The organism is Flavihumibacter petaseus NBRC 106054 (assembly GCF_000974785.1).
Classification (GTDB): Bacteria; Bacteroidota; Bacteroidia; order Chitinophagales; family Chitinophagaceae; genus Flavihumibacter; species Flavihumibacter petaseus.
Window position 1 is genome coordinate 952,952 of sequence record NZ_BBWV01000002.1, and the last position, 22,394, is coordinate 975,345.

Below are 22,394 nucleotides of genomic sequence, written 5' to 3' on the forward strand. Positions count from 1 at the left end.
CTTTGCAGGGTGTATGCCATTGTAGATATTGAAACGACCGGTGGTTTTGCCGCTTCCAACGGCATTACCGAGATTGCTATTATCCTGCATAATGGAAAAGAAGAGGAGGGCCGTTATGCCACCCTGGTAAACCCGCTGCGGACCATCCCCCGTTATATCACCGCACTCACCGGAATCGATGACCGCATGGTTGCCGAAGCACCGCTGTTCAAAACCATTGCCCCGCATATTCATGAACTGCTTCGGAACAGGGTCTTTGTAGCCCACAATGTGAATTTCGACTTTTCCTTTATCCGGCATCACCTGGAGGAATGCGGTTATTCCCTGCCGGTGAAAAAGCTGTGTACGGTAAGGCTGGCCAGGAAGATCATGCCGGGGTTGCCCAGCTATTCCCTGGGCAATATCTGCCGGCAGCTGGAGATCACCAACAACGACCGCCACCGCGCGATGGGAGATGCTGCAGCCACAGCCATTTTATTTGAAAGGCTGGTGAACGCCGATCACCAGCAGGAATTGACAAAAATGATCCGGGGTAAGAATGCAGAGCAGTTCCTGCCGCCGCACCTGCCCGTGGAGTGCCTGGTCAACCTGCCTGGGCAACCCGGCGTATACTATTTCGAGAACCAGAAAAAAGAGGTGATCTATGTGGGCAAGGCCATTAACCTGCAGAAGCGGGTGCGCAGTCATTTTTCCAATAATGACAGCAGCAGGCGGAAGCAGGAGCTGCTGCGGCAGGTTTACAATATCCGGTTCCAGACCTGTTACAGCGAACTGATGTCGTTGATCCTGGAAAGTCATGAGATCAGGAAGCTCTGGCCTGTGTTCAACCGGAGCCAGAAGAAGTATCACCACAAATACGGCCTGTACCGCTTCCATGATAACAGTGGTTACCTGCAACTGGTGATCGAAAAGAAGAAAGCCTACCTGCCCGCGATCTATACATTTGATTTCATCCCCGAGGGACAAAACTACCTGCGCCGGATGCTGGGGTCCGCCAGTGACGAGCTGATTGCATCCCGGCTGGAGGAATCGCCGGAATCCTATAACAGTAAAATAGAAGCAGCCATCAGTGAGGTGGAGGCAAACCTGCCGACCTTCCTGTTACTGGAAAAGGATCCTTTGCAACCGGAGTCAGCGGCTGCCTACCTTGTTGAAAAAGGAAGATTCTGGGGGATGGGGTGCGTCGGACAGGACGAGGAATTAACGCCGGAACTGGCTTACTGGAAAGAAAAGCTTTCACCGTCCCCAGATAATGATTATATCAGGGGGCTACTTTACCAGTGCTCGGGCAAAAAAAACTTCACTCGCCTTGACCTGGTCTGAACAGGTTCCTGTCTTTCGAACCGAACTGTCGGTGACCGTTACCTCCAAACCAGCCAGGTAATGGCTGCGATGGTACCATAAAGGGCCAAAACGATCAATAACAGTTTTCCGGTACTAGCTTGAGATAGGTCAAACAAACGTCTCATAGTAAACCATTTATTCGTAAATAATGATTGCACGGGTGGATGGTTTCAAGGGATGGGTGGAATCGAGGTGCCGGGACGGACTATTGCTCAACAATATAGGGTAAATTACCCAAATGCCCAAATTTTTACCGCCGGCTGGCCGCACAATTTCTTGTATTTTACAATAAAGATGCAACATGGAAAGACAGCTCACGTCCTGGTTCAGTCCGGCCCTGCAAAAGGAGATGCCGATGGCAGTTTACGGTCATTATGGTATGGCGTTGTTGCTGATTCCGACGGCGGCGGCAGACTACCTCGAGTACGAACGTTTCCAGCTGATTGAATCGATCCGGCCATTTATTGATGCGGGACGGGTAAAAGTTTTTTCTATAGACAGCATCAACCGGGAGAGCTGGATGAACCCGGCAGTGGAGCCCCGCACGCAGTCGATCCGCCACCAGCAGTGGAACCAGTATGTTTTTGCGGAGGTCATTCCCTTTATCCGGCAGCATACCAGTCCCGATACCATGATCATCGTTTCAGGAGCCTCCTTTGGTGCCCTGCATTCCGCCAACCTGTTTTTCCGGCGGCCCGACCTGCTGAACGGCTGTATCTGCATGAGCGGGGTGTACGACCTCACCGAATACACCAAGGGCTATTTCGATGAAGATGTTTATTATAACAGTCCCGCGCACTACCTGCCCAACCTGGCCGATCACAACATCCTCGAACAAATTCGCAGCAGTCATCATATCCACCTGCTCAGTGGCAGCGGCGATCATGAAGACCCCGATGCGGCGAGGCGGCTGGCGGGTATTCTTTATAGTAAAAATATCTGGTATGAACTGGATATCTGGGGGCATGACATCAGGCACGACTGGCCGACCTGGCGGCAGATGCTGCCGCATTACCTGGGCACCCGGTTCTGACCGGTATAGCAGGTTCTGACCAGTTCTGATCAGCAGTATTGGTCCAGCATTGTTGTAAATGATTCGCGGGAAATAAACCTCGCACCGAGGCTTTCCAGGTGCTCCGTGTGCACCTGGCAGTCAATCAATACAACGCCTTCGCTTTCGAGTTGCCGCACCCATTGAATAAAGGCAAATTTGCTGGCATTGGATACCGCGGAGAACATGCTTTCGCCAAAAAAGACTTTCCCCAGCCGGATGCCATACAGTCCGCCCACCAATTGGCCCTGTTGCCATGCTTCGGCGCTCCAGGCATAACCCTGTTCGTGAAGTGCCGTATAGGCGTCGATGATCTCTTCATTGATCCAGGTACCATCCTGTCCGCGGCGCCTGGCCTGCTGGCAGGCTGTCATTACTTCCCGGAAGGCATAATTTACCCTGAATTCGAAACGGCCGTTCTGCAACACCGTGCGCATGGATTTACTCACTTTCAGTTCAGCAGGGAACAACACGAAACGCGGGTCGGGGCACCACCAGCAGATCGGCGGTTCATCATACCAGGGAAAGATCCCGAGGCGGTATGCTTTTAACAAACGTTCCGTGGAGAGGTCGCCGCCGACGGCCAGCATGCCGTCGGGTTCGGCCAGTTCAACAGGAGGGAAGGTCAGCGTATGATCCAGCAGGTAAAGCGGCATCTAGGCAGTGATTTCGATCGTTGCGCCGATGCCGCGTTCCGTAATGGCATCACACATGGGTTTCAGTTCGTCATACTCGCCATTTTTCACCCCGTATTTACCCTTGGTATGTATAAAAAGGGCACATTGCTCTGCCTGTTCCGGTGTGTGCCCGCATACAGCGATCAGTGTTTCAATCACCCAGTCGAAAGTATTCACTTCGTCATTCCATACGATCAATTGGTAGGGCGAACCTGTTTCCGTCAAAACTTCAACCTCTTCGTGGAACTCGTGATCATGGTCTTCCTTATAATTCAGCATCAGCGTTTCTTTGCCGGTAAAATTAGCCAACAATTGTAATTTTGAAAGCGATCGGCAGGATAATGTCAACGTATGGCTTATAGCGAAAACTCTACAGAAGATGTGTCACCAGGAAACAAAACCTCAGTTCCACCAACGGAAAACCCGTCTCCACCAGCCGGTGGACTGGATTTCCTGGTGGAATGGGTGAAGCAGATCCGTCCCTCGCGGCCGGGTCGTATTGCCGAGGCGGAGGAAAAATTCCAAAAGCAACTGTTGCGGTTGCAGGAAGATGTTTCGGTATTGATCGCCCTGCGGGAAGCGCTCCGCAGCCAGTTTATCAACAGTGAATTGCTGCCGGCGCTGATTGAAAGCGGGCTGATCGGCTCCCGTGGCTTTGTGCAGGAACTGGGCAGCAAGCTCAAGCACAAGGTGTTGCCGGAGATCCAGGAAAAGACAGATTTCCTGTACGTGATCAGTCACGTTTTTTACAAATCAACCGATCATATCTGGGTGGAAGGCGTGCACCGCGATTACTGGAAGCGGTTGTTCCGGATGCTGCGCATCTACATCAACATGAATGACCGGCAGCTCTTGCAGCAGTTGGAGCAAGCTTTCCGGATCCTTTCTTTCCGGTTAACGACACTGGGACTGGAAAAGGAAGTGGCCCAGCGGTATGGGCATCACCCGGAGGCGGTGGCGCCTTTCCTGGAGCAGAATCGACTCGTGATCCGGTTCCTGGATGGGCAACGGGCTGATGGGCCCACTGTTTCGCAGCACCAGCAAACCATGCTGCTGTACAATATCCAGGAGCAATTGTACAACTGCCGCCAGAGTGTGATCTGGCTGCGGGAACAGAAACTGTATCATGGCACCAGCCTGGCGCAGACCTTTCTGACCACGCGGATACTGCAGCATGTGGACAGGATGCTGATCATTTCGGATGTGCTTGACCGTGACCACCAGCTGGATGAGGACAGGTTCATCACCTATTTTATCACGGTTGTCACCAATGAGAACAAGAAAAACAGCCTGCGGGAGTTTTTGTCCGACAACCTTGGCTTACTAGCCTACCAGATCGCGGAACATAAGGGGAAGAAGGGGGAGAAGTTTATCACCACCAACCGTGGGGAGTACCGGCGGATGTTTCGCAGTGCAGCCGGGGGCGGTGTGATCGTCAGTTTTGTGGCGGTGATCAAGAACCTGATCGGCAAGTTGCCTTTTGCGCCCTTTTGGATGGGGTTTACCTATAGCATCAACTATGCAGCGGGTTTCGTGCTGATGGATCAGACCAATACCACGCTGGCGACCAAGCAACCTGCCTATACCGCTTCAGCCGTAGCCGGCTCACTCGACAGCAAAAAGAATGTGGGGCAGCCTGATCTCAGGCATTTTGCGATCGCGATGGCGAATATTGTGAGGAGCCAGACGGCCTCCTTCGCGGGGAACCTGCTCGTGGTGTTTCCCTTTACCTATGCCATCGTATGGGCGATGGATCATTTCACCGGGTATAAGATCGTTGATGGCGCACATGCATTCCAGCTATTAGAGGCACAGCATCCGTGGCATTCTTTTTCGTTGCTGTATGCCTGTTTCACTGGGGTGTTCCTGTTTTTAAGCGGCATTATATCCGGCTATGTAGAAAATCACGTGGTATTTGGGCGGCTGAATGAGCGGATCCGGCAGCACCCGGTGTTGAGTCATTCCATGAAGCCGCGGCGGCTGAACAGGCTGGTGGATTTTGTGAACCGGAATGCCGGGTCGATGACCGGAAGCATTTCTCTTGGCTTTTTCCTCGGCATGTCGGCCTCGGTTGGCAAGATCTTCGGGATCCCTTTTGATATCCGGCACATCACGATCTCGGCCGGAAATACAGCGATCGGCTATTTCGGCGTGGACCATAATGTATCCTGGACTTACCTGCTGACGGTGGTACTGGGCGTACTGGGCATCGGCTTCCTGAACTTTTTCGTCAGTTTCTCCCTGGCCTTTTTCGTAGCCGTCAAATCCCGCGGCATTCACCTGCGCGACTATCCCGAAATCTTCGGTCATATCTGGCGCTATTTCAGAAAATACCCGGGCGACATGTTCTTCCCCCCGAAAAAACCTAGAAGGGTAGAGGATGTGTAGTTGACGGAACCATTTTATTTCCATGATTGAGCGTCACGAAAAGAAAATATCAGGTCATATATTTTTTCCAACTCGTCTGGCCCGCTTGGCCCGTAATCTTCAATTGTCTTGACGCGCCCATTTTTATCTTTAATCGTCAAAGTGTATCTCGGATGGTCTGTCACTATAGTTGAGTAATTGTCATCTAAAATAAATACCTCTGCATTTTGAAGTAGGGTTTTTAGACTGTCCATTTGCTCTTTCCTGATAATAGTTCGGAAATGACCCCGGTGACTATTATATATTTGCGCATCGTAAGTAGTAGCAGTTCCGTCATTTGAAATTGCCATTGAAAAATTAGGCAAGTCCCCAAACAAGCTTCCGCAGCGAAGTCAATTTGTGAAAACTCAAGCTTATTATTTGAACAGCCTGTAATCATCAAAATGATGGGCAAAAATGAAATCAGCTTCATGGTATTGCCGGAAAGACGCAGAGATGGCTGGCTTCCATAAAGTTTTTTCGTTTTTGTTTTCCAGCCCAAAGCTTAGAATATATTCTTCACCGTCAATTTTGACCATCACACCGAAACCCAATCTTGAGCCAGGGAATTGATAAAGTTAAATACTAAGATCTAAAGCTTGATTTTGTTCGTCGAGCCCGAACCGAAGTACAGTAGAATTACGGCGGCATTCTGCTCCAATTTCAAGCCCTACTATTGGCAATACCAATGTTGAATGCCTTATTTATTCAAATTTTAGTAATCCCCTTTTTATTACTGGTGTTACAAAATTTTCGATAATGTCTTTCGGCACTTTTTCTAATGGCAATAAATTTTGTTTTAGGTCTTCGAGTGCTTCATCTTTTACATCTTCAGGAAATGAGTATAAGATTTGCTCTAACAAATCAATTTCAAAATCTATTGCTTTCCCTCCAAAGTGAGGAATTGCAAACGAACAGAAATCCTTCAAAAGTTGTTTCCCCTTATCACCTTTAGCATACTTGCCTATTGTAGAAAAAGTTTTATCAGCTGCCAACTCTCTATAGTTTTCAAGTATGTTTCCTAAAAGACTAAACATGTAGGTGACTACCATAAACTGGTCATCTTCAGACAGTAAATGTAAATCTTCATGAAACAAATTATAAAGAGATACAGCTTGAAGACTATGTCCAGATGTTACGGATATTATAAGCTCTTTCAAATAGGATTTGATCGTTTCCTGTCTCAATAATGGCTTCAATTCGATAACATAGCCTTTGACATCACTTATTTCTGGGTACTTCTCGGCGTATTCAAACTTTCCTTCATAATGAATGAACTTTGATTTTTCCTTATTTTCAATATCAACAAAAGCGTCGATAAGGTTATTTTTTTCACCAGTACTCAGTCTTGTTATTACTGTTGAATATATCGAATTATAGTTCCAATCTTCATTTAAACTATTTAATATATCTTCCGCTGTGTAAGCAAATTTCTCTCGGTATTTTCTTTGAATTTTTCGAATAAGCAAATTCAATATTTGAAATGCAAGTTGAGCCGTCTCAAAATCAAATTGCTCATTTTTTCTAACTTCTCTTCCTGGGTGAATAAGATTTCTATAATCTTTAATAACAGTAGCAAGGTTTTTTTCACTTCTTGTAATTATCGCCTCTGCTTCGGCCATGTCAAGTAATGCTGCAAGCGTCGTAGCTAGTATTGTAGCTTGGGTTTGTCCCGCTGGCAAATTCTCGATAAAATAGTCAGACAGCAGGGCTTCAACGATGCTTCCTGAAAGTACAAGTACTGATTTAGCTGACTTTGTCTCTATGCATTTCTGAACTTCCTCATAATCTCTTTCGAGTATCATTTGGAATGTATCATCGCTTACGAATTCAAATTGCATAGATTTAATTTAAGAAGTGGGGTGTTGATTTAATATGGCATACAACGACGGAGTATTTTCCAAGGCTTGGTGTTGTTATTTGTCCAGCCCGGAACCGATGCCGATTAGTGATTAAAAATACAGGCTAACAACTAATTGCTGAGTAAAATTCCGTCCAGCTCAGATGTAGTACAGAGCAATTTACAGTCGATTGATCTTCCGTCCGACAAGCTTTGCAAATACTTTTGTTGTGAGTTAGTTTTATTTGTGACTACTTAGTAAGGCAATATTAAAATGTTTTTCCATTTTCTACAAAATCAATGTAATTCAAAAAACCTTTACCTAGTTCATTAAGTGATAATTGTAACCTAAAGTCTGCAACTTCATCCATTTGGACCCTATATGGATAAAACTCTTGCTTGTAAAGCCAATCTAAATTATACGTTCCGGATAATGAGTCTTCATCGAGATGCTCATCATAAAAATCCTCGTCAATTGTTGCCTCTGCCCAAGGAAAAATCAACCTCATTATCTCTTCAGTTTCATATCCAGCATAAGCTACGGCCCATTCTCTTGCCGTACTTTCTTTCCCTTTTTTCGTAATGATAATACTTATTTGTGTTCTATTTAAAGATTTATGAAGCCATTCCATAAACACTACAGACACCTTTCCCTCTTGCTTAATCACATCCATTAGCGGCTTATCTATGAATAGTTTTCTCTTTCTCAGCATCTCTTCTGTACCACCTCCAATTTGCATTAATTCATCAAGAAATATAGAGCTTAGAACTTGCTTACGAGGGATATTAATTTTCCAAGCCTTTTTTGTAAAATTTACATTCTTTAATGTAACTAACTCCCAAAATGTTTCATTTGTATTAGGTAGATGAGCGATTAAGATTACGGGCAATGAATGATTAACCCAATATTCAAGATGTCTTGAACTTCCATAATAAATTAAATGGTCCTCATTCGATTGAAAGTGACTTTCACCAGTTTTGATTTGTAAAGATATCAACTGTCCTGTGGGAATACCTTCGTTAGCTATTTCAACATGTGCATCAATACCCATGTCAGATATTGGCTGTTCTCGAAATATCCATTTGAAGTCTTTTAAAAATATCGCTTCAACTGCATTTACTCCTATTCTTTCTGTTGGGTTAAATTCTGGCATAGATATAACAAGTCATTAAAAATTACGCACAATGACCAGGTATTAGCGAAGGCTGAGAAATAGTATTTCGTCAAGACCGGCCTACCGATGTTGAAGATAGAAATTAGATTTGATGAATTTACTTGGCTCAAAGTTGCTTGTCCTGCCCGAACCGATGCTGAACTATAATTGCGTGCAACGAGTAGGTATTGCTGCAGGTGGGATATAAATAACGTCCAGCTCGGAACCACTGCCCAGTTGAAAACATAAAGTTGAAGTTAACAAAAAAAAGCCAAATTGATATTCTTCTGCTGGAACTAAAGTACAGCGATGCAAACATACGAAGTTTCAACATCCAGCCCCACTCAGCATTACCAATGTTGTGTGCCGTTTATTGTCATGGATCAGAATTTACTAACAAGATATCTGTCTTTGTAGATAGTAAAAGGCTCCCAATTAATAGCCTTATTACATGCTTCATTTATTTCATTTACTTCGTCAATTATTGTATCTAATGGTTGTTTAGTATTCTCAGAATAAGTAATTAAGTCCCACGTTCTGCATCCAGTCCATAAAGACCATTTCGCAACTTTTTCAAATAATTTATTGAGTATAGTATGAAAGCCTTTGTCACTTAATTTTTTACAAACTTTTAGAGAATCTTCAGAATTTCGTACGAAGGCAAGTTGCCCATAAACACCTAAGATATATTTGTCAGCTTCATTTTCATTATGTTTAATGTTTCTTTTTAGTTCAGAATTTTCATCAATAAATTTAAACTCACTTATTTTATTCTTAAGCTTTATAATTTCAGGATAAGCTGGAAACGAATCATATTCTTCGATTAGATTATTTGCATTCCATTCTACTAAAATCGGGTCAAATATTGCGACTGGGATATTACCATCGGTAATTATCACAATTGGCTTATACTCTGTCATGGATAAAAATGCTTCTACAGTTCCTAAATACTTTCCTTTTTCTAATTTTTCTATCGTAGGTATAGTTGCATCCCCAAATTTTGAAAATAACATTATCTGCTTGGTAATGCCATCACATTCAAACCTTACTCTTTCTTCTAATGAATAGCGTAATTCTTTTCTAAATTTAAATATTTTAGGGAAGTAGATATTTAATGAAAGTGAAGCATGTCGTATCCCGCCTATTATACTATAATCATTTTTGAATTCAATATTTCTATAAGAAGGTTCAGTTTGATTTTTCTTTGTTAAATAGTTTTCACACTCTTCAATATAACTTTCAATATTTCTAAATAGCAAGTCCCATTTGTCTTGAATGTATTCACTTAAGATATGGGTTGTGTATTGTGCCTCAATAGAATAATCGTTATCTTTTTGTAACGAACCTAATATGATATGTTCTATTTTATAATCTTGAAACCAGAAATCATTCATAAGTACTACAAACAAATCAGGGTCTTCTGCAATTTTTCTACACTTAAAACAAAGTCTTTGATATGTAGATTTTATAGCTAAATATCCCAAGAGATAGTAAGGCCTTTGTTCAATTGATAATTTTAAAATTTCTTCCTTCGAGCATTGCCAGTTTACGGACTTAGTTCTTAATTCTTTTAAATGGGTTTCTAAGAAAGTATAAATATTGAACTCATGGTTTATTGGTTGTTTTAATGAAAGCTCAAAAACTGCTCTTGCCAAAAATAAAGTTGTATTTGTTGCACATGATGAAGTACCTGGAATGACATCATGTTCTTGGAATAACGCCAAACCTTCAAATAAAGGTTCAAATAAACGCCACGCAAAATGATAAACTAATATGTCTCTTGTTGCTAAGTTGTATTTTTCTTGCCCAGCACCAACTTCCAAAAAAAAACATTGACAACTTAATGCTAATTTAGAGAAAGCGCCTCCAACTGGTCCAGTAAATGAAGAATGATGTGTACTCTCATGCAGAAAGTATCGTAAAAATTTAGGGTCTTTAAATATTTCGACTTGTTTCTCCCAATTCTCTAAAGCATTGATTTCTCCTATGTATGCCATGTTAGCTAAAGGGTCAACAAAAGGATTTTTACTTCCACTAGAAATTGCATTTGATATTTCATCTAAGATGGAATCCATATTTCATATTTATATAGTTGTTACCCACCTGCCATCTGTTGTTTTTGCAACTAATGAAACATTAGTACCTATTAAAGATTTCTTTTGAGAAAGGTCTCCAATTATTATTAAAAGCTCTTTTTCCTCTATGTCTATTTTTTTGCCTAATAATTGTTCTCTTAAAACACTTATCTCAGTTGCACCATCTTTTTTTAATATAACTAAAAGTAACAGCTCTCTTGAATTTAGTCTCACTCCTTTTAATAAGTCCCTGCCCAGTTTTATTAAAGCTGCAATTACACCAGTAATTGCAGGTATTGTTTTGTCGGGTGGGCTTCCTTGAAAATAGTTAACAGATGCAGCAGCTTTTAGTCCATCTAAAATGGCATCCAAAAGTTTTATATCCTCATTTTTTATAGCATATCTAAGCTTAGGTAGAAGTAACTCAGCTGTATCTTCTGCATTTTCAATGTCAATTGAAATTTGTGTGATTACGTTTGTTTGTTGGACAAATTCCTCTGTCTGGTTAAGCAAGCCAAATATTGAATCTGTGTCGTAAATCCCTGCAAATACTTTGTTCTGTATAAATAGTATTGCTTCTTTTTCGTAGTCAAAAATTATGTCGTCGTTCATTGTATAATTTTTAGGGTCGTCGTTTTAACTGGCACACAACGAACCAGTATTGCTGCAGGTGGGATATTCATTGTTTGTCCTGCCTGGAACAACAGCTGATTGAAAATATTTTGTTAAAGTTATGAACTAATGTCCAGCGTTGCTTGTCAAGCCCAAACCAAAGTACAGCTATGAATACTGCTGATTATTCTTCCGTCCGCCCCACTTGCCAGCATTATTTTTGTTAGCGGCAGTTAATATAGAAGAAGTCTAAACTTAGTCTATTTTTTTTAGTTCCTCCCACAGTTCCAATAAGAGTAATCAAGGCGCCAAACAACGTAACATATTTTAAAATATCTTCCATATCAGATTGGGTGTCTTCATATTCATGCAAACGTTGTTGTATCATGTATATTTTTGGTTTCGTGACACTGTCATACCTGTTTCTAACTCTTGTTAAAAGCATTTCAAGAGAGTCAATATATTTATTCTTAGCAATGAGTTTAAAAGGCCCTCTTGCAGAGTCTCGACGAATAGAAGAAGTATCTTTGTACCAATTATCATGGTAAGACATCATTTCATCATAAAGTAGTTTATTTTCATTGATAATACTATCCATGGTCACTTTACTCATTCGGTCTTTTTTTTAATTATGGGACCTTTTGAGAGTATCTCTACCAAATTGTATTCGAGCATCAAATAAGGTAGTATTGTATTATAATAAGCATTTCTACAAGAGTCAAAAGCTCGAAAATTAGTTAGATTGGTCTCATAAATCATTTTCAATTCTCTCATTTGCCACCATACAAACTCTCATTATTTTCATGATAATCATTTTTATATTTGGCATCAGGTATCAAATACTTTTCAATGAAAGTGGAAAGGAAAACAACGATTGCTCCTAATATTGTTATATAAAGAAATAAATTACTTCCTTTTTTATTTAGGTTTTCATTTATAGATTTTAATTGGCTTTCTATATTAGAGAGTCTGGCTTCAATTTTCCTATTGATAAATGGAGGGAGTTGTCTCTTGGAGGATAGAAAATGTCTCATTATTAGAAGGTGTCTTTTAGTAAAGCCATTTCATTAAGACCCAATTTTAGGTTTTTTTGCAATTGCCGCTAACGGACAAGGCTTTCTGCTGAGGCGGCATTCATTGAACATCCATCCTCGAACCGCTGCCCGGTTCTATTTTGTTGTCGAATATTGGAACCCAAAGGCTGGATTTATTCGTCAGCTCGAACTACTGCTGATGCATATTCATAGTTGAAATTTATTCAGTCGCCGCGCCATAGCAGTAAACCCCAAGTTATAGGGCATTCTATTTGCTTCTAAAATTCTTCCAGATTATATACAGCTCTTCAACTTCAGATTGACTAAAGTACTTGTCCCACAGTCTGCAGTTGGTTGCATAAGCCATACACTCACCAAATTTCAAATACTGTGACTGAGGAATTTCTTTTTTTCTTAAGCACTTTTTCAAAATTTCAATTCTACTGTTTTCGTCTTTTGAAATTATGTCTTCAATCTCCTGGATTTCTGTTATGGAAAACCGTTGTTGAATTTCTTTCTGATTTTTTAATTCAATCCAATGATTTCGTGCGTCAATTCCTTGTTCAACTTGTCTAAACCGTTTTTTGTCTAAAGCAAATTTCAAAGGTTCTTTCCTTTCGAAGTCAATTCCGTTTAATTTCAGTTCTGTCCAAAATTTTTCAGTATCGGGCTTAATGCTTTCGTTCCAATATGTCAGCAAAGAGTTCTTTAATGTGTTTAAGCCATAAGAAGTAATCTTCGGTTCATTTAGCAGAATTTCCTTTATTTGTTTCGAAAGCCTTTTGAATGCATTTTTAGTTTTGGTGTCAAAAAGCATTGAGCTATCAACAACCTTGTCATTAATTTCTGCAGTCAACCTAAGTTTCTCTATGTTGCTTAAAATAATCATCACTTTTTGAGTGTCGAATTAAAATGCCCTATAACGTTTTCGGGCTTTGCGTTCGGGCGGATTTCGAAGCACAAAGTTTCAGTTTATTACTAATGTTTAATAGTTGCACACAGCCCAAAGCTTGCACGTCCGCCCGCCTAACGCAAAACCCGTGTTACCAGTAGTGCTTCGTACATTTATACAATTGGTCTTTCATTTATTGATTGATACAAATACATAAGGAATCTGTCCAGATACTGCCTAATAGACAAAATATGATTAATTGATAACACAATTTCTCTGTTTGCATTGAAAAGTGGGGAATTTGCCATAGCAAAATGTTTCCGTTTGTTTGGTGTATTTGCTAAGTTATCTTGCAACTTTTGATGATTTTTGTCAGACAACTTTCCATTGGTATGCAATAAAGAGTGTCTTAATATACGTAACTCTGAATAACGCATAAATGCTTCCGAAAATTCAGTTTGCTTGTCATTTGGTTTTTGCAGATGAACACTACCTGGGTTGGTTAGAAAGGTCAATAAATTATCATTCGTCCAAGCGTTACGAATTTGCTTTTCTAATTCGGCTTCTGTGATGGCAGGATTGTAAACTTTTATGAAATGCTCATAAAGGTCTTCCAAAGTAGCATCTACAAGTGAAACAGAAGCAATTACATAATTTTGAAAAACAATGTTCTGAACGTCCAAACTGTACTTTCTTACTAAATCTTCGTTTGTATATTGAACATCGATTTCGTTGTCAAGTCGCAATTCAACTGGAATGTTTACTGTAGTCGAGAGTCCTGTGGTGCCAGTAATTGTCCGATACCTATCAGCAGCAACAAAGCATGAATTAATGAGCAAAGCATTTTCACTGTAATTATTTACAATTTTAGCAAGTCCATTGCCTAAGATACTTAATGCATCTTGTTTATTTTGTTCTGTCATATACCAACAATTCTGTAATATATTTCACCTGTTTGTGCAGCATGCCGCCTTTTAATATAAAGCATGTCAGTTAATTTAATACGACCTTCAAGTATTTGCATTAGGTCTGAACCGTCCATCAGAATAATTGCTTTTACTGAGGGATTTTCTGTCTTTGTGCTTTCAACTGAGTAGCCCTCCAAGGAAACGTATAGCCCCAAAGTATTTTTTAGTTTACCTTGAATTTTCCCACCAAATCCATAAAGCTCTTGTGCATCAATTTGTTTCTTCTGCCACTTAGCTTCAAGCAAGTAGTCAGTGTTGTCGAATGTAAATGAGCCATCAATTTGTTCGCCTGTTATTTTAAAAGAACTTTTGGGGTCTAAGTCAAAGAATGTAAAAAGTTCATTCAGGAATTTTTCTAATTGATGTCCTCTATTTTGGTGGTTGTCGTTAATTGCTATTTCAAAGAATTTCGATTTTAATTCATCTAACCTTTGCTGGTAAGTAATGCTTTCTTTTATTTTCGCCTGATTAGTTGCTCTTGCTTGTTCAGCTTTTTTTAGTTCTTCAATCGTATCAAAATATCCTTTTGTATTGTTTCTTAGTTTCTCGACCGCAGTTTTTGCTTTCTTGATTTTAGTTTCAGCATCATCCCACATTTTCAGGTGAGAAAAGTCATTGAAATTGCCTGTCTCTTGAATTAGTTTTAATAAGTCCGTCTGATACAAATCTTGTCGCTTAGCCATTCGGTCAATGATTTGAGAAACACTTTCAAGTTTCGTGTTTTCAGTCCAATCAATGGTCGAAACGATTAAGGGATTTTCAAGAGTTAACTCAATAAATTGCCGAAGGTCTTTTTTTGTCCAAAAAATGTTTGTTAGAGCATCTTTTAGAGCTAGCAATGTTTGAACTGATATTTTCTTTTCTGTAAAACTCATTTGTTGTTTTCGGTTGTCATAGCATTACTGGTAACGTATGTGTTTATGTAATTATAAGCAAATAGCCGCATGGGGCTTTTTTTGTTAGTAATCTGATGGTCAGTGTAAAAAACTGCGCATTTTGTATTGTACAGTTGCGGCAATGCGCAAGGTGATATTTTTAAAGTTTGAGGTGATTTTCCGTTGATAGTCGCGAATGCTTCGCCTCCTCACTCACAGGTAGACAATGCAGGTCGACCATGAGCCGGGTGCCAATATTTACGCTATATGTTTTTGCAAAAACCTTCCGGAAAACTAATTTGCTCACTGTCATCTAAACATGTGTAGCTGTAGGTTTACCGCCTACCAGGATGTTGAAACAGGGCTGGAATTTTGCTGGTCTACCAGTAAAATTTGGTTGTATCTTCTTTACGTCCCCAAATGCAACTGTGGGTGAGAATAGCGACCTACCAGATATTATTCCGGTCAAATGATGACGGTATGAGACTTGTTTAACCAGGATTAAGGTTTAGCATTTCTAAGATAATAATTTCGGATTGTATTTCGCAACTACTATGCGCGATGCTCCTGTGTCTCCGGTGTTTTGGGAAGAGTACGGAGCAAGTCGGATAGATATCGATATCAAGACCACCGAGGAATCGATTGGCAATCCGGGAGAATGCAAAAACCGGAGCCAGGTTTGATCGTTACAGGGATATTGTTTGACCTCGTTGGTAAGTCTGTTCAAAGTCTGTTGGACCTCAAATTTACCTCGCTGGGTACTCGGGATTGCCTCTAAATTCGAAGTGTACACCTCGGAATTCGAGGTAAACGTGTGGTCCTGCATAGGGAGCAAAGACCGTTTTCCGAGTTCTTTCCGAGGTGTAATTGACTCTCTGTCCCGGCAAATATCTGAGACCGTCCCTGGAAATATCTGAGACCGTCCCAAACCTCTTTCCCGGATCAGATTACTGGCTAATTTTGTATCCAGGTCATTGAAAATGCGGGAAATTGAAGGAAGCCGGGAGGTGCTATCCCTGGCTGGGGGCAGGGCTGGTTGGCAGGCAGACGGACGTAATTCGGGTAGATGATGGGAATGGGCAAATCGGCATTCCGGTGGCAGTTAAAAGGCGGAAAAAGACGAGAAGAGGAGTTGATGACAGTTGAGCATTTTGTCCTTGCTTTAAAGTTCCTTTAAATTTCCTTTATCATTGCTTTATCCTTGCTTTAATATGGGGTCTCCCCCAATATAAACACGCTTCCAAAGCAAGGGTAAAGCAAGGGTAAAGTAACCTTAAGGTAAGTATCAGGCTGATTTACAGGGAGATATAAGCTCTGGTGAAACTTTTCGCTTTTGCTTGAAAGGGGCGCCTTAAAAAATCCTGATTTTCAGCCAAAATTGGCGGAGCACCAGCCGGGCATTTTAAGTTGTGTTTTCTGACCGGTGCGGGGATCGATCCTTTCTACGGTAACAGCATAAACGCCATTGCCGGGGATTAGTTTTTTCGTTATCGGTCAGCGCTATAAAACGAAAAAGGCCCGGATAATTCCAGGCCTTCTGCGAGTTGTTTGTGGGAGCACACGGATTCGAACCGCGGACCCGCTGCTTGTAAGGCAGCTGCTCTGAACCAGCTGAGCTATGCTCCCTAAGTCTACTGTTAAAAAGATCTGTTGATTTCGTAACGACTTTCTGTTGTTGATTTCCTGTCTGATACCTTTCGGTAGTGGGAGCACACGGATTCGAACCGCGGACCCGCTGCTTGTAAGGCAGCTGCTCTGAACCAGCTGAGCTATGCTCCCAGGATGCTTTTTCTTAACAGTAAACTTTCAAATAACTACCCATTCGTTAAACGGGATTGCAAAGATAAGGGCTACAAGGTTTCAGCAAAATATTTTTTGAACTATTTCGCGTAAAAAATGGCGTTTGCTACAGTGTCCATTCTACCACCTGGTTCACCCACTCTTCGCGGTAAGGCGTCGTTACGCGTATGTAATTGTCGGTATAGCCTTCCATCATCCCGTTCTTCGCATTTCCCTCAAACAATACTTTCCGCTGCTGCCCCGCATGGTGCTGCTGAAAATACTGCTGCTTCATATAACTCAGGTTGCGCAACACTTTATTCCGCTCATGCCGCTTTCCCACCGCCACCACGGGTTCGATCTCCAGCGCAACGGTATTCGCCCGCTCAGAATACGTGAATACATGCAGGTAACTCAATTCAAGGGAATGAATGAATTCAAAGGTCTCCTGGAAGATCTCGTCGGTCTCACCCGGAAACCCTACAATCACATCGGCCCCGATCGACGCATGCGGCATCAGCTCCCGGATCACCTTCACCCGGTCCGCATACAATTCGCGCTTATAACGGCGACGCATCAACGCCAGCAAGGTATTGCTGCCGCTTTGCATCGGGATGTGAAAATGCGGCATGAACTTCTTACTGCCTGCCACAAATTGTATGATCTCATTGGTCAGCAGGTTGGGTTCGATGGAAGAAATGCGATAGCGGTCAATTCCTTCCACTTCATCCAGCTGCTGGATCAGGTCGTAAAAGCTTTCTGAATTCTTTTTGTTGCCATCCGGTCCCTTGCCAAAATCACCGAGGTTTACACCGGTCAGCACGATCTCCCGCACGCCTCCGGCTGCGAGGTCTATAGCATGCTGCACCACATTCGCCACCAAATCCGACCGGCTCTTGCCCCGCGCCATCGGGATGGTGCAAAAGGAACAATTGTAATCACAGCCATCCTGCACTTTCAGGAAGGTCCGCGTGCGGTCATTCACCGACCACGACGCATTGAACCCGCTCACGGTCTCAATATCACAACTGCAGATCTTCGCGGAATCTCCCTTGGTCAGGTTGGAAAGATGCTCAACAATATTGAACTTCTCCGCCGCACCCAGTACCAGGTCGACACCGGGTATCGCGGCAATTTCCGCCGGTTTCAGCTGCGCATAACAGCCCGTGATCACGACCATGCTTTCCGGCGCCTTCCGCTGGATCCTGCGAACCAGCTGCCGGCATTCCTTATCGGCATTGTCCGTCACCGAACAGGTGTTGATCACATACACATCAGCGTGCTCCTCAAAGGGCTTCTTCTCAAAACCTTCCTGCTCCAGCAACCTGCTGATCGCGGATGTCTCGGAAAAGTTGAGTTTGCACCCCAAAGTATGAAACGCCACTGTTCTTTTTTCGGCCATAGGGCGGCAAAGATACGTAGATTTGAGGCTATGCGTTTCAAAAGAAGCTATGGCTGGGTACTGATCGTGGTGCTCGCCATTGTATTGATAATCAGGCTGCTGCAAGGCAACAAGGCAGGAAACGCTACCCTGGAAGACCGTAATCCTGCCCATTTGTCCTTCACCCGCCATGCCCGTTGCCGGATGGAATGCCGCGAGATCTCCGAGGCCGATGTGCGCTATATCCTGCAACACGGCACTATCAACAACCGGAAATCTGACCCGGACGACCGGCCCTGTCCCAGTGTTGCTGTTGAAGGCTATAGTCCCGAGGACAAGCACCATCTCCGGATCGTCGTAGGCACCTGCGACAAAGAAACCCGCGTCATCACCTGTATCGATCTCGACCAGGACTTCACCTGTAACTGCCCCTGACCATGCGCTTTATCTATAGCATCTATGCTTTCCTGTTGTTTACGGTGTTGCTGTTGTTGCTGCTGCCGGCGTTTTTTATCGCTTCTTTTTTTGGCAGGATCCGCGGCGGCAATGCGATCTACCGGATCTGCAGTTTCTGGGCAGATTGCTGGCTCTTCCTGCTGGGCATCCGCGTGCCGGTCACCCACCTGGCCGCACCTTCCGAAAAACGTCCCTGCATCTTTGTCGCGAATCATATTTCCTACCTGGATATCCCCATGATCGTGAAAGTGATCCGCGAACCGGTGCGGGTACTGGGCAAACAGGAAATGGCTTCGATCCCCGTCTTCGGTTTCGTTTACCGGAACGCGGTGGTACAGGTGAATCGCAAAGACGCCCACCAGCGGGCGAAATCGGTGTCCATCCTGAAAAGGGTACTCGCGCGAAACGTTTCCATCTTTATATTTCCGGAAGGTACTTTCAATGAATCCGGAACACCCCTGAAGTCCTTTTACGACGGTGCTTTCCGCATTGCACTCGAAACCGGAACGCCCATTCAACCCATTCTTTTTCCGGATACCGTGAAAAGACTGCACTATAAATCGGTGTTTTCCATGAACCCGGGAATATGCCGCGCTGTATATTTACCGATGGTGGAAACTTCAGCGTACAACAGCAACGAAGTTGCCCGGCTGAAACAGGATGTTCACGCCATCATGGAAAAAAACCTGGTCGACCTGAAATGAATGAATCGCTCCCTTTTGAACCATCACCGGTTTTGTTTGCGGAAGTCCTGATCCCGCTTGCATTGCCCCGCAATTTCACCTGGGCATTGCCCCCGGAATTGCAGGATAAGGCGATGCCGGGGATGCGCGTGGAAGTCGTACTGGGCCGCAATAAAAAATATGCGGGCATCATCAAAAAGCTGCACGACAAAAAACCGGCTGCTTTTGATCCGAAGCCTGTGCTCAACCTGCTGGACGAAACGCCGATCCTGCATGCCCAGCAATTGCTGTTCTGGGAATGGATGGCGCATTATTATCTCTGCAGTGAAGGCGAAGTGATGCAGGCCGCCCTGCCCACCCATTTCAAACTGAGCAGCGAAACGATCCTGCTCTTCAACGATGCCGCCGGGGAAGATTTCAGTCACCTCGATGATGAAGAGTTCGTGGTGGCGGAAGCGCTCCTGATCAAAAAGGAATTACGCATCACGGAAGTGCAGCAGTTGCTCGATGCTTCCCATGTCTACCCGGTGATCCAGCGGCTCCTCGAGAAAAAGGTCTGCCTCGTCTGGGAAGAACTGAAACAGACCTACAAGGAAAAGAAAGAAACCTTCATTCTCCTGCACCCGCAATACAATACGGACGAAAAACTGGCAGACCTTCTGAACAACTGGACGGCCAAAGCGCCCAAACAACTGGAACTGCTGCTGGCCTACCTGCACCTGGAAAAGACCGAAGGAGAGGTTACCAAAAGTGCCCTGTTGTCCAAGTCAGGCGCTTCTGCCGATCAGTTGAAAGGCCTGGTGAGCAAAGCCATCCTGCTGGAAGAAAAGCGAACCGTCGACCGGCTCAAGTCCCTTCCGGCAAACGTCTCCATAAATTTCACGTTGACACCCGCCCAGGAAACGGCTCTTGCACAGTTGCAGGACCAGTTCTCCCAGAAAGCTGTCTGTCTCCTGCAGGGCGTTACTTCCAGTGGTAAAACGCTCCTGTATATCCGCCTGATGGAAGAAGCCCTCCGCAACGGCAAACAGGTGTTGTACATGCTCCCGGAGATCGCACTGACGGCCCAGGTCATCCGGCGGTTGCGTGAACATTTCGGCGGACATATCGTGATCTATCATTCGAAGTTTAATGCCAACGAAAGAGTAGAGTTGTGGCACAAGGTAAAAAGCGGGGAAGCGAAGATTGTGCTTGGTGCACGTTCTTCCGTATTCCTGCCTTTCCGCGACCTGGGTCTCGTGATCGTGGATGAAGAACACGATTCTTCCTTCAAGCAACAGGATCCTGCCCCACGGTATAATGGTCGTGATGCTGCGGTTTTCCTCGCATCCCTCTACCAGGCGAAAGTGTTGCTCGGATCTGCGACGCCGTCATTGGAATCCTGGTACAATGTAAAGCAGGGCAAATATGGACTGGCGCAGCTGACCGAACGCTATGCGGGTATCGATATGCCGCAGATCGGCATCGTGGATACCACGGGCCTCCGGCAGGCCGATAAATCACGGGTCATCCTGTCGCCTGCGCTGGAAGAAGCCATCACGCAAACGCTGCAGAAGAACAAACAGGTCATCCTGTTCCAGAATCGCCGCGGTTATTCGCCCTACCAGGTGTGCCAGTCCTGCGGCTGGATCCCCCATTGCAAACACTGTGATGTTTCGCTGACCTTTCACAAACTGCACAACAAACTGGTGTGCCACTATTGTGGCACCATCTACCCGCCCGTGGTCATCTGTGAAGCCTGTGGCAACCACGATTTCCAGCAACAGAATTTCGGTACGGAACGCATCGAAGAGTCGCTGGTAGAAAGGTTCCCGCATGCCAAGGTCGCCCGGATGGACATTGATGCGATCAAAGGCAAACATGCCCACGATGCCCTGATCCAGTTATTCGAACAGCAACGCATCGATATCCTCGTCGGTACACAAATGGTAGTGAAGGGACTGGACTTCGACCACGTGCAACTGGTAGGGATCCTGGACGCCGACGCGATCATGGGCTTTGCTGATTTCCGGGTGAATGAAAGAGCCTTCCAGCTCATGGAGCAGGTGAGTGGCCGTTCGGGCAGGAAAGGGGAACAGGGATTGGTGCTCGTCCAAACGCGTAACCCCCGGCACCCGGTGCTGGCTTGGGTTAAGGCGCACGATTTTGAAACTTTTGCCCAGGCTGAAATGAGCAGCCGCCAGCAATTCGGTTACCCGCCATTTACAAGGCTGATCCAGTTATCCTTCAAACATAAAACGGCTGATGTGGTGCAGGCTGCTGCAAGGCAATTTGCTGCCTGGATGACACCTAATTTCGGCGCTTATCTTGTAGGTCCGGCGGCACCGGTGGTGAACCGGGTACGCAACCAGTATATCATGGATCTCCTGATCAAGTTGCCGCGCGACCTTCATCTCCTGCAGCAATGTAAGGATCAGATCCAGCTGCTGACAGCGCACCTTCACCAGCAACCACCTTTTAAGTCGGTAATTGTTACGCCTGATATCGACCCGATCTGATCGCCCATTCGCGGATCTCATCATACTCATGGATAAAAATGCCTTTGCGCGGATCTTTAGCCGCAGCCAGCATGGCAAAGGCCACTTCTATGGCTTTGATGGGCCGGTATTTTTTATAGCGGCCACGTAGTAAGGGTGAGATAACAGGGGCCAATCCGGTAGCGAGGTTTTCAGCAAACCGTTTTTCCCCGCGATCACCCAATAACAGGGATGGCCGGAAGATATGCACCTGTGGTATATTCTGCTTGCTCACCGCTTCTTCCGTAACGCCTTTAAGCTTCAGGTAAAAACTATTGTTGTTGGCAGGATCCGCACCGATCGCAGATACCAGTGAATAACCGAATACGCCATACTTCGCGGCCACTTCAGCAGCATTCACGGCAATGCCATAATCAATATCCCGGTAAGCATTCCGGTCACCCTGCACTTTTTTCATGGTGGTGCCTACACAACAGAAAACGGTTTCTGCACTCGCAATGCCGGGTTCGTATGCTTTCTGATTGGAAAAATCGATCAGGTGCTCCGTCAGTTTGGGGTGTTGCTGATTGAGTGAACGACGCAGGATCACATGAACGGAATCGTAGTAGTCATCTTCCAGCAAGGCATCCAGCAATAATCCGCCGATTAATCCGGATGCGCCGAGTATCGTTGCTTTTCTCCCCATAACTT

At 44.3% G+C, this 22,394-nt stretch carries 20 protein-coding genes and 2 tRNA genes; 6 read left to right on the top strand and 16 right to left on the bottom strand.

What is annotated here, in order from left to right; all coding sequences use genetic code 11:
- Positions 1 to 9: 9 nt before the first annotated feature.
- Both FPE01S_RS14030 and FPE01S_RS14035 read left to right on the top strand, forming a co-directional pair.
- Positions 10 to 1,323: an exonuclease domain-containing protein gene (locus FPE01S_RS14030; protein WP_046369557.1), complete on the top strand. Its 1,314-nt coding sequence runs from the start codon at positions 10 to 12 to the stop codon at positions 1,321 to 1,323.
- A 322-nt stretch (positions 1,324 to 1,645) separates the two neighbouring features.
- The gene (locus FPE01S_RS14035; protein WP_046369558.1) at positions 1,646 to 2,377 is read left to right on the top strand and encodes an esterase family protein; all 732 of its coding nucleotides are present in this window, start codon (positions 1,646 to 1,648) and stop codon (positions 2,375 to 2,377) included.
- A gap of 29 nt (positions 2,378 to 2,406) precedes the next feature.
- Here FPE01S_RS14035 and aat read toward each other — a convergent pair whose 3' ends face one another.
- Positions 2,407 to 3,051 (bottom strand): leucyl/phenylalanyl-tRNA--protein transferase, encoded by a 645-nt coding sequence (gene aat / locus FPE01S_RS14040; RefSeq protein ID WP_046369559.1) that lies wholly within the window; start codon positions 3,049 to 3,051, stop codon positions 2,407 to 2,409.
- Entirely contained in the window at positions 3,052 to 3,381 is a 330-nt protein-coding gene (locus FPE01S_RS14045; protein ID WP_245624005.1) for an ATP-dependent Clp protease adaptor ClpS, read from the bottom strand. It lies immediately after the preceding gene.
- 42 nt (positions 3,382 to 3,423) lie between these two features.
- On the opposite strand from FPE01S_RS14045, the gene FPE01S_RS14050 reads away from it, so the two are divergent.
- On the top strand, positions 3,424 to 5,460 hold the full coding sequence (locus FPE01S_RS14050; RefSeq protein ID WP_046369560.1) for a site-specific recombinase: 2,037 nt from the start codon (positions 3,424 to 3,426) through the stop codon (positions 5,458 to 5,460).
- Positions 5,461 to 5,474: 14 nt separating this feature from the next.
- Here FPE01S_RS14050 and FPE01S_RS14055 read toward each other — a convergent pair whose 3' ends face one another.
- The 13 genes from FPE01S_RS14055 to mtaB all read right to left on the bottom strand — a co-directional run bounded on the left by FPE01S_RS14055 (position 5,475) and on the right by mtaB (position 18,109).
- Positions 5,475 to 5,816 carry a DUF6438 domain-containing protein gene (locus FPE01S_RS14055; protein ID WP_369403729.1) on the bottom strand — a complete coding sequence of 114 codons (342 nt, stop codon included), beginning with the start codon at positions 5,814 to 5,816 and terminating at the stop codon, positions 5,475 to 5,477.
- A 366-nt stretch (positions 5,817 to 6,182) separates the two neighbouring features.
- Entirely contained in the window at positions 6,183 to 7,319 is a 1,137-nt protein-coding gene (locus FPE01S_RS14060) for a hypothetical protein (protein WP_046369562.1), read from the bottom strand.
- Positions 7,320 to 7,587: 268 nt separating this feature from the next.
- Positions 7,588 to 8,472: a DUF4365 domain-containing protein gene (locus tag FPE01S_RS14065; protein WP_046369563.1), complete on the bottom strand. Its 885-nt coding sequence runs from the start codon at positions 8,470 to 8,472 to the stop codon at positions 7,588 to 7,590.
- A 383-nt stretch (positions 8,473 to 8,855) separates the two neighbouring features.
- Positions 8,856 to 10,547: a hypothetical protein gene (locus tag FPE01S_RS14070; RefSeq protein WP_157474028.1), complete on the bottom strand. Its 1,692-nt coding sequence runs from the start codon at positions 10,545 to 10,547 to the stop codon at positions 8,856 to 8,858.
- Positions 10,548 to 10,556: 9 nt separating this feature from the next.
- Complete coding sequence (locus tag FPE01S_RS14075; RefSeq protein ID WP_046369565.1) at positions 10,557 to 11,159, bottom strand: hypothetical protein; 603 nt, start codon at positions 11,157 to 11,159, stop codon at positions 10,557 to 10,559.
- A 223-nt stretch (positions 11,160 to 11,382) separates the two neighbouring features.
- Positions 11,383 to 11,772: a hypothetical protein gene (locus FPE01S_RS14080; protein WP_046369566.1), complete on the bottom strand. Its 390-nt coding sequence runs from the start codon at positions 11,770 to 11,772 to the stop codon at positions 11,383 to 11,385.
- 157 nt (positions 11,773 to 11,929) lie between these two features.
- Positions 11,930 to 12,193 (bottom strand): hypothetical protein, encoded by a 264-nt coding sequence (locus FPE01S_RS14085; protein ID WP_046369567.1) that lies wholly within the window; start codon positions 12,191 to 12,193, stop codon positions 11,930 to 11,932.
- A gap of 268 nt (positions 12,194 to 12,461) precedes the next feature.
- Entirely contained in the window at positions 12,462 to 13,085 is a 624-nt protein-coding gene (locus tag FPE01S_RS14090) for a hypothetical protein (RefSeq protein ID WP_157474029.1), read from the bottom strand.
- 173 nt (positions 13,086 to 13,258) lie between these two features.
- Positions 13,259 to 14,008, bottom strand: a complete 750-nt coding sequence (locus FPE01S_RS14095) for a hypothetical protein (RefSeq protein WP_046369569.1) — start codon at positions 14,006 to 14,008, stop codon at positions 13,259 to 13,261.
- Positions 14,005 to 14,928 (bottom strand): restriction endonuclease, encoded by a 924-nt coding sequence (locus tag FPE01S_RS14100; RefSeq protein ID WP_046369570.1) that lies wholly within the window; start codon positions 14,926 to 14,928, stop codon positions 14,005 to 14,007. Before FPE01S_RS14100 ends, FPE01S_RS14095 begins: the two co-directional genes overlap by 4 nt.
- Positions 14,929 to 16,479: 1,551 nt before the next feature.
- Positions 16,480 to 16,554, bottom strand: a tRNA-Val gene (locus FPE01S_RS14105).
- 78 nt (positions 16,555 to 16,632) lie between these two features.
- Positions 16,633 to 16,707, bottom strand: a tRNA-Val gene (locus FPE01S_RS14110).
- Positions 16,708 to 16,834: 127 nt separating this feature from the next.
- Positions 16,835 to 18,109 (bottom strand): tRNA (N(6)-L-threonylcarbamoyladenosine(37)-C(2))-methylthiotransferase MtaB, encoded by a 1,275-nt coding sequence (mtaB, locus tag FPE01S_RS14115; RefSeq protein ID WP_046369571.1) that lies wholly within the window; start codon positions 18,107 to 18,109, stop codon positions 16,835 to 16,837.
- A gap of 30 nt (positions 18,110 to 18,139) precedes the next feature.
- On the opposite strand from mtaB, the gene FPE01S_RS14120 reads away from it, so the two are divergent.
- Genes FPE01S_RS14120 through priA form a run of 3 tightly spaced genes read left to right on the top strand, consistent with a single transcriptional unit; the run spans position 18,140 to position 21,725 of the window.
- Complete coding sequence (locus tag FPE01S_RS14120; RefSeq protein ID WP_052955788.1) at positions 18,140 to 18,523, top strand: DUF4258 domain-containing protein; 384 nt, start codon at positions 18,140 to 18,142, stop codon at positions 18,521 to 18,523.
- A 2-nt stretch (positions 18,524 to 18,525) separates the two neighbouring features.
- On the top strand, positions 18,526 to 19,248 hold the full coding sequence (locus FPE01S_RS14125; protein WP_046369572.1) for a lysophospholipid acyltransferase family protein: 723 nt from the start codon (positions 18,526 to 18,528) through the stop codon (positions 19,246 to 19,248).
- The gene (gene priA, locus FPE01S_RS14130) at positions 19,245 to 21,725 is read left to right on the top strand and encodes a replication restart helicase PriA (protein WP_046369573.1); all 2,481 of its coding nucleotides are present in this window, start codon (positions 19,245 to 19,247) and stop codon (positions 21,723 to 21,725) included. Before FPE01S_RS14125 ends, priA begins: the two co-directional genes overlap by 4 nt.
- Here the strand turns inward: priA and FPE01S_RS14135 are convergent.
- The gene (locus FPE01S_RS14135; protein ID WP_046369574.1) at positions 21,700 to 22,389 is read right to left on the bottom strand and encodes an NAD(P)H-binding protein; all 690 of its coding nucleotides are present in this window, start codon (positions 22,387 to 22,389) and stop codon (positions 21,700 to 21,702) included. The two genes, priA and FPE01S_RS14135, sit on opposite strands and share 26 nt — an antisense overlap.
- Between the last annotated feature and the right edge of the window lie 5 nt (positions 22,390 to 22,394).

Coding starts and splice junctions, on each gene's coding strand:
- FPE01S_RS14035 (WP_046369558.1), top strand. CDS start 1,646: ATGGAAAGACAGCTCACGTCCTGGTTCAGTCCGGCCCTGCAAAAGGAG.
- aat (WP_046369559.1), bottom strand. CDS start 3,051: ATGCCGCTTTACCTGCTGGATCATACGCTGACCTTCCCTCCTGTTGAA.
- FPE01S_RS14050 (WP_046369560.1), top strand. CDS start 3,424: ATGGCTTATAGCGAAAACTCTACAGAAGATGTGTCACCAGGAAACAAA.
- FPE01S_RS14060 (WP_046369562.1), bottom strand. CDS start 7,319: ATGCAATTTGAATTCGTAAGCGATGATACATTCCAAATGATACTCGAA.
- FPE01S_RS14065 (WP_046369563.1), bottom strand. CDS start 8,472: ATGCCAGAATTTAACCCAACAGAAAGAATAGGAGTAAATGCAGTTGAA.
- FPE01S_RS14070 (WP_157474028.1), bottom strand. CDS start 10,547: ATGGATTCCATCTTAGATGAAATATCAAATGCAATTTCTAGTGGAAGT.
- FPE01S_RS14075 (WP_046369565.1), bottom strand. CDS start 11,159: ATGAACGACGACATAATTTTTGACTACGAAAAAGAAGCAATACTATTT.
- FPE01S_RS14080 (WP_046369566.1), bottom strand. CDS start 11,772: ATGAGTAAAGTGACCATGGATAGTATTATCAATGAAAATAAACTACTT.
- FPE01S_RS14085 (WP_046369567.1), bottom strand. CDS start 12,193: ATGAGACATTTTCTATCCTCCAAGAGACAACTCCCTCCATTTATCAAT.
- FPE01S_RS14095 (WP_046369569.1), bottom strand. CDS start 14,008: ATGACAGAACAAAATAAACAAGATGCATTAAGTATCTTAGGCAATGGA.
- FPE01S_RS14100 (WP_046369570.1), bottom strand. CDS start 14,928: ATGAGTTTTACAGAAAAGAAAATATCAGTTCAAACATTGCTAGCTCTA.
- mtaB (WP_046369571.1), bottom strand. CDS start 18,109: ATGGCCGAAAAAAGAACAGTGGCGTTTCATACTTTGGGGTGCAAACTC.
- FPE01S_RS14120 (WP_052955788.1), top strand. CDS start 18,140: ATGCGTTTCAAAAGAAGCTATGGCTGGGTACTGATCGTGGTGCTCGCC.
- FPE01S_RS14125 (WP_046369572.1), top strand. CDS start 18,526: ATGCGCTTTATCTATAGCATCTATGCTTTCCTGTTGTTTACGGTGTTG.
- priA (WP_046369573.1), top strand. CDS start 19,245: ATGAATGAATCGCTCCCTTTTGAACCATCACCGGTTTTGTTTGCGGAA.
- FPE01S_RS14135 (WP_046369574.1), bottom strand. CDS start 22,389: ATGGGGAGAAAAGCAACGATACTCGGCGCATCCGGATTAATCGGCGGA.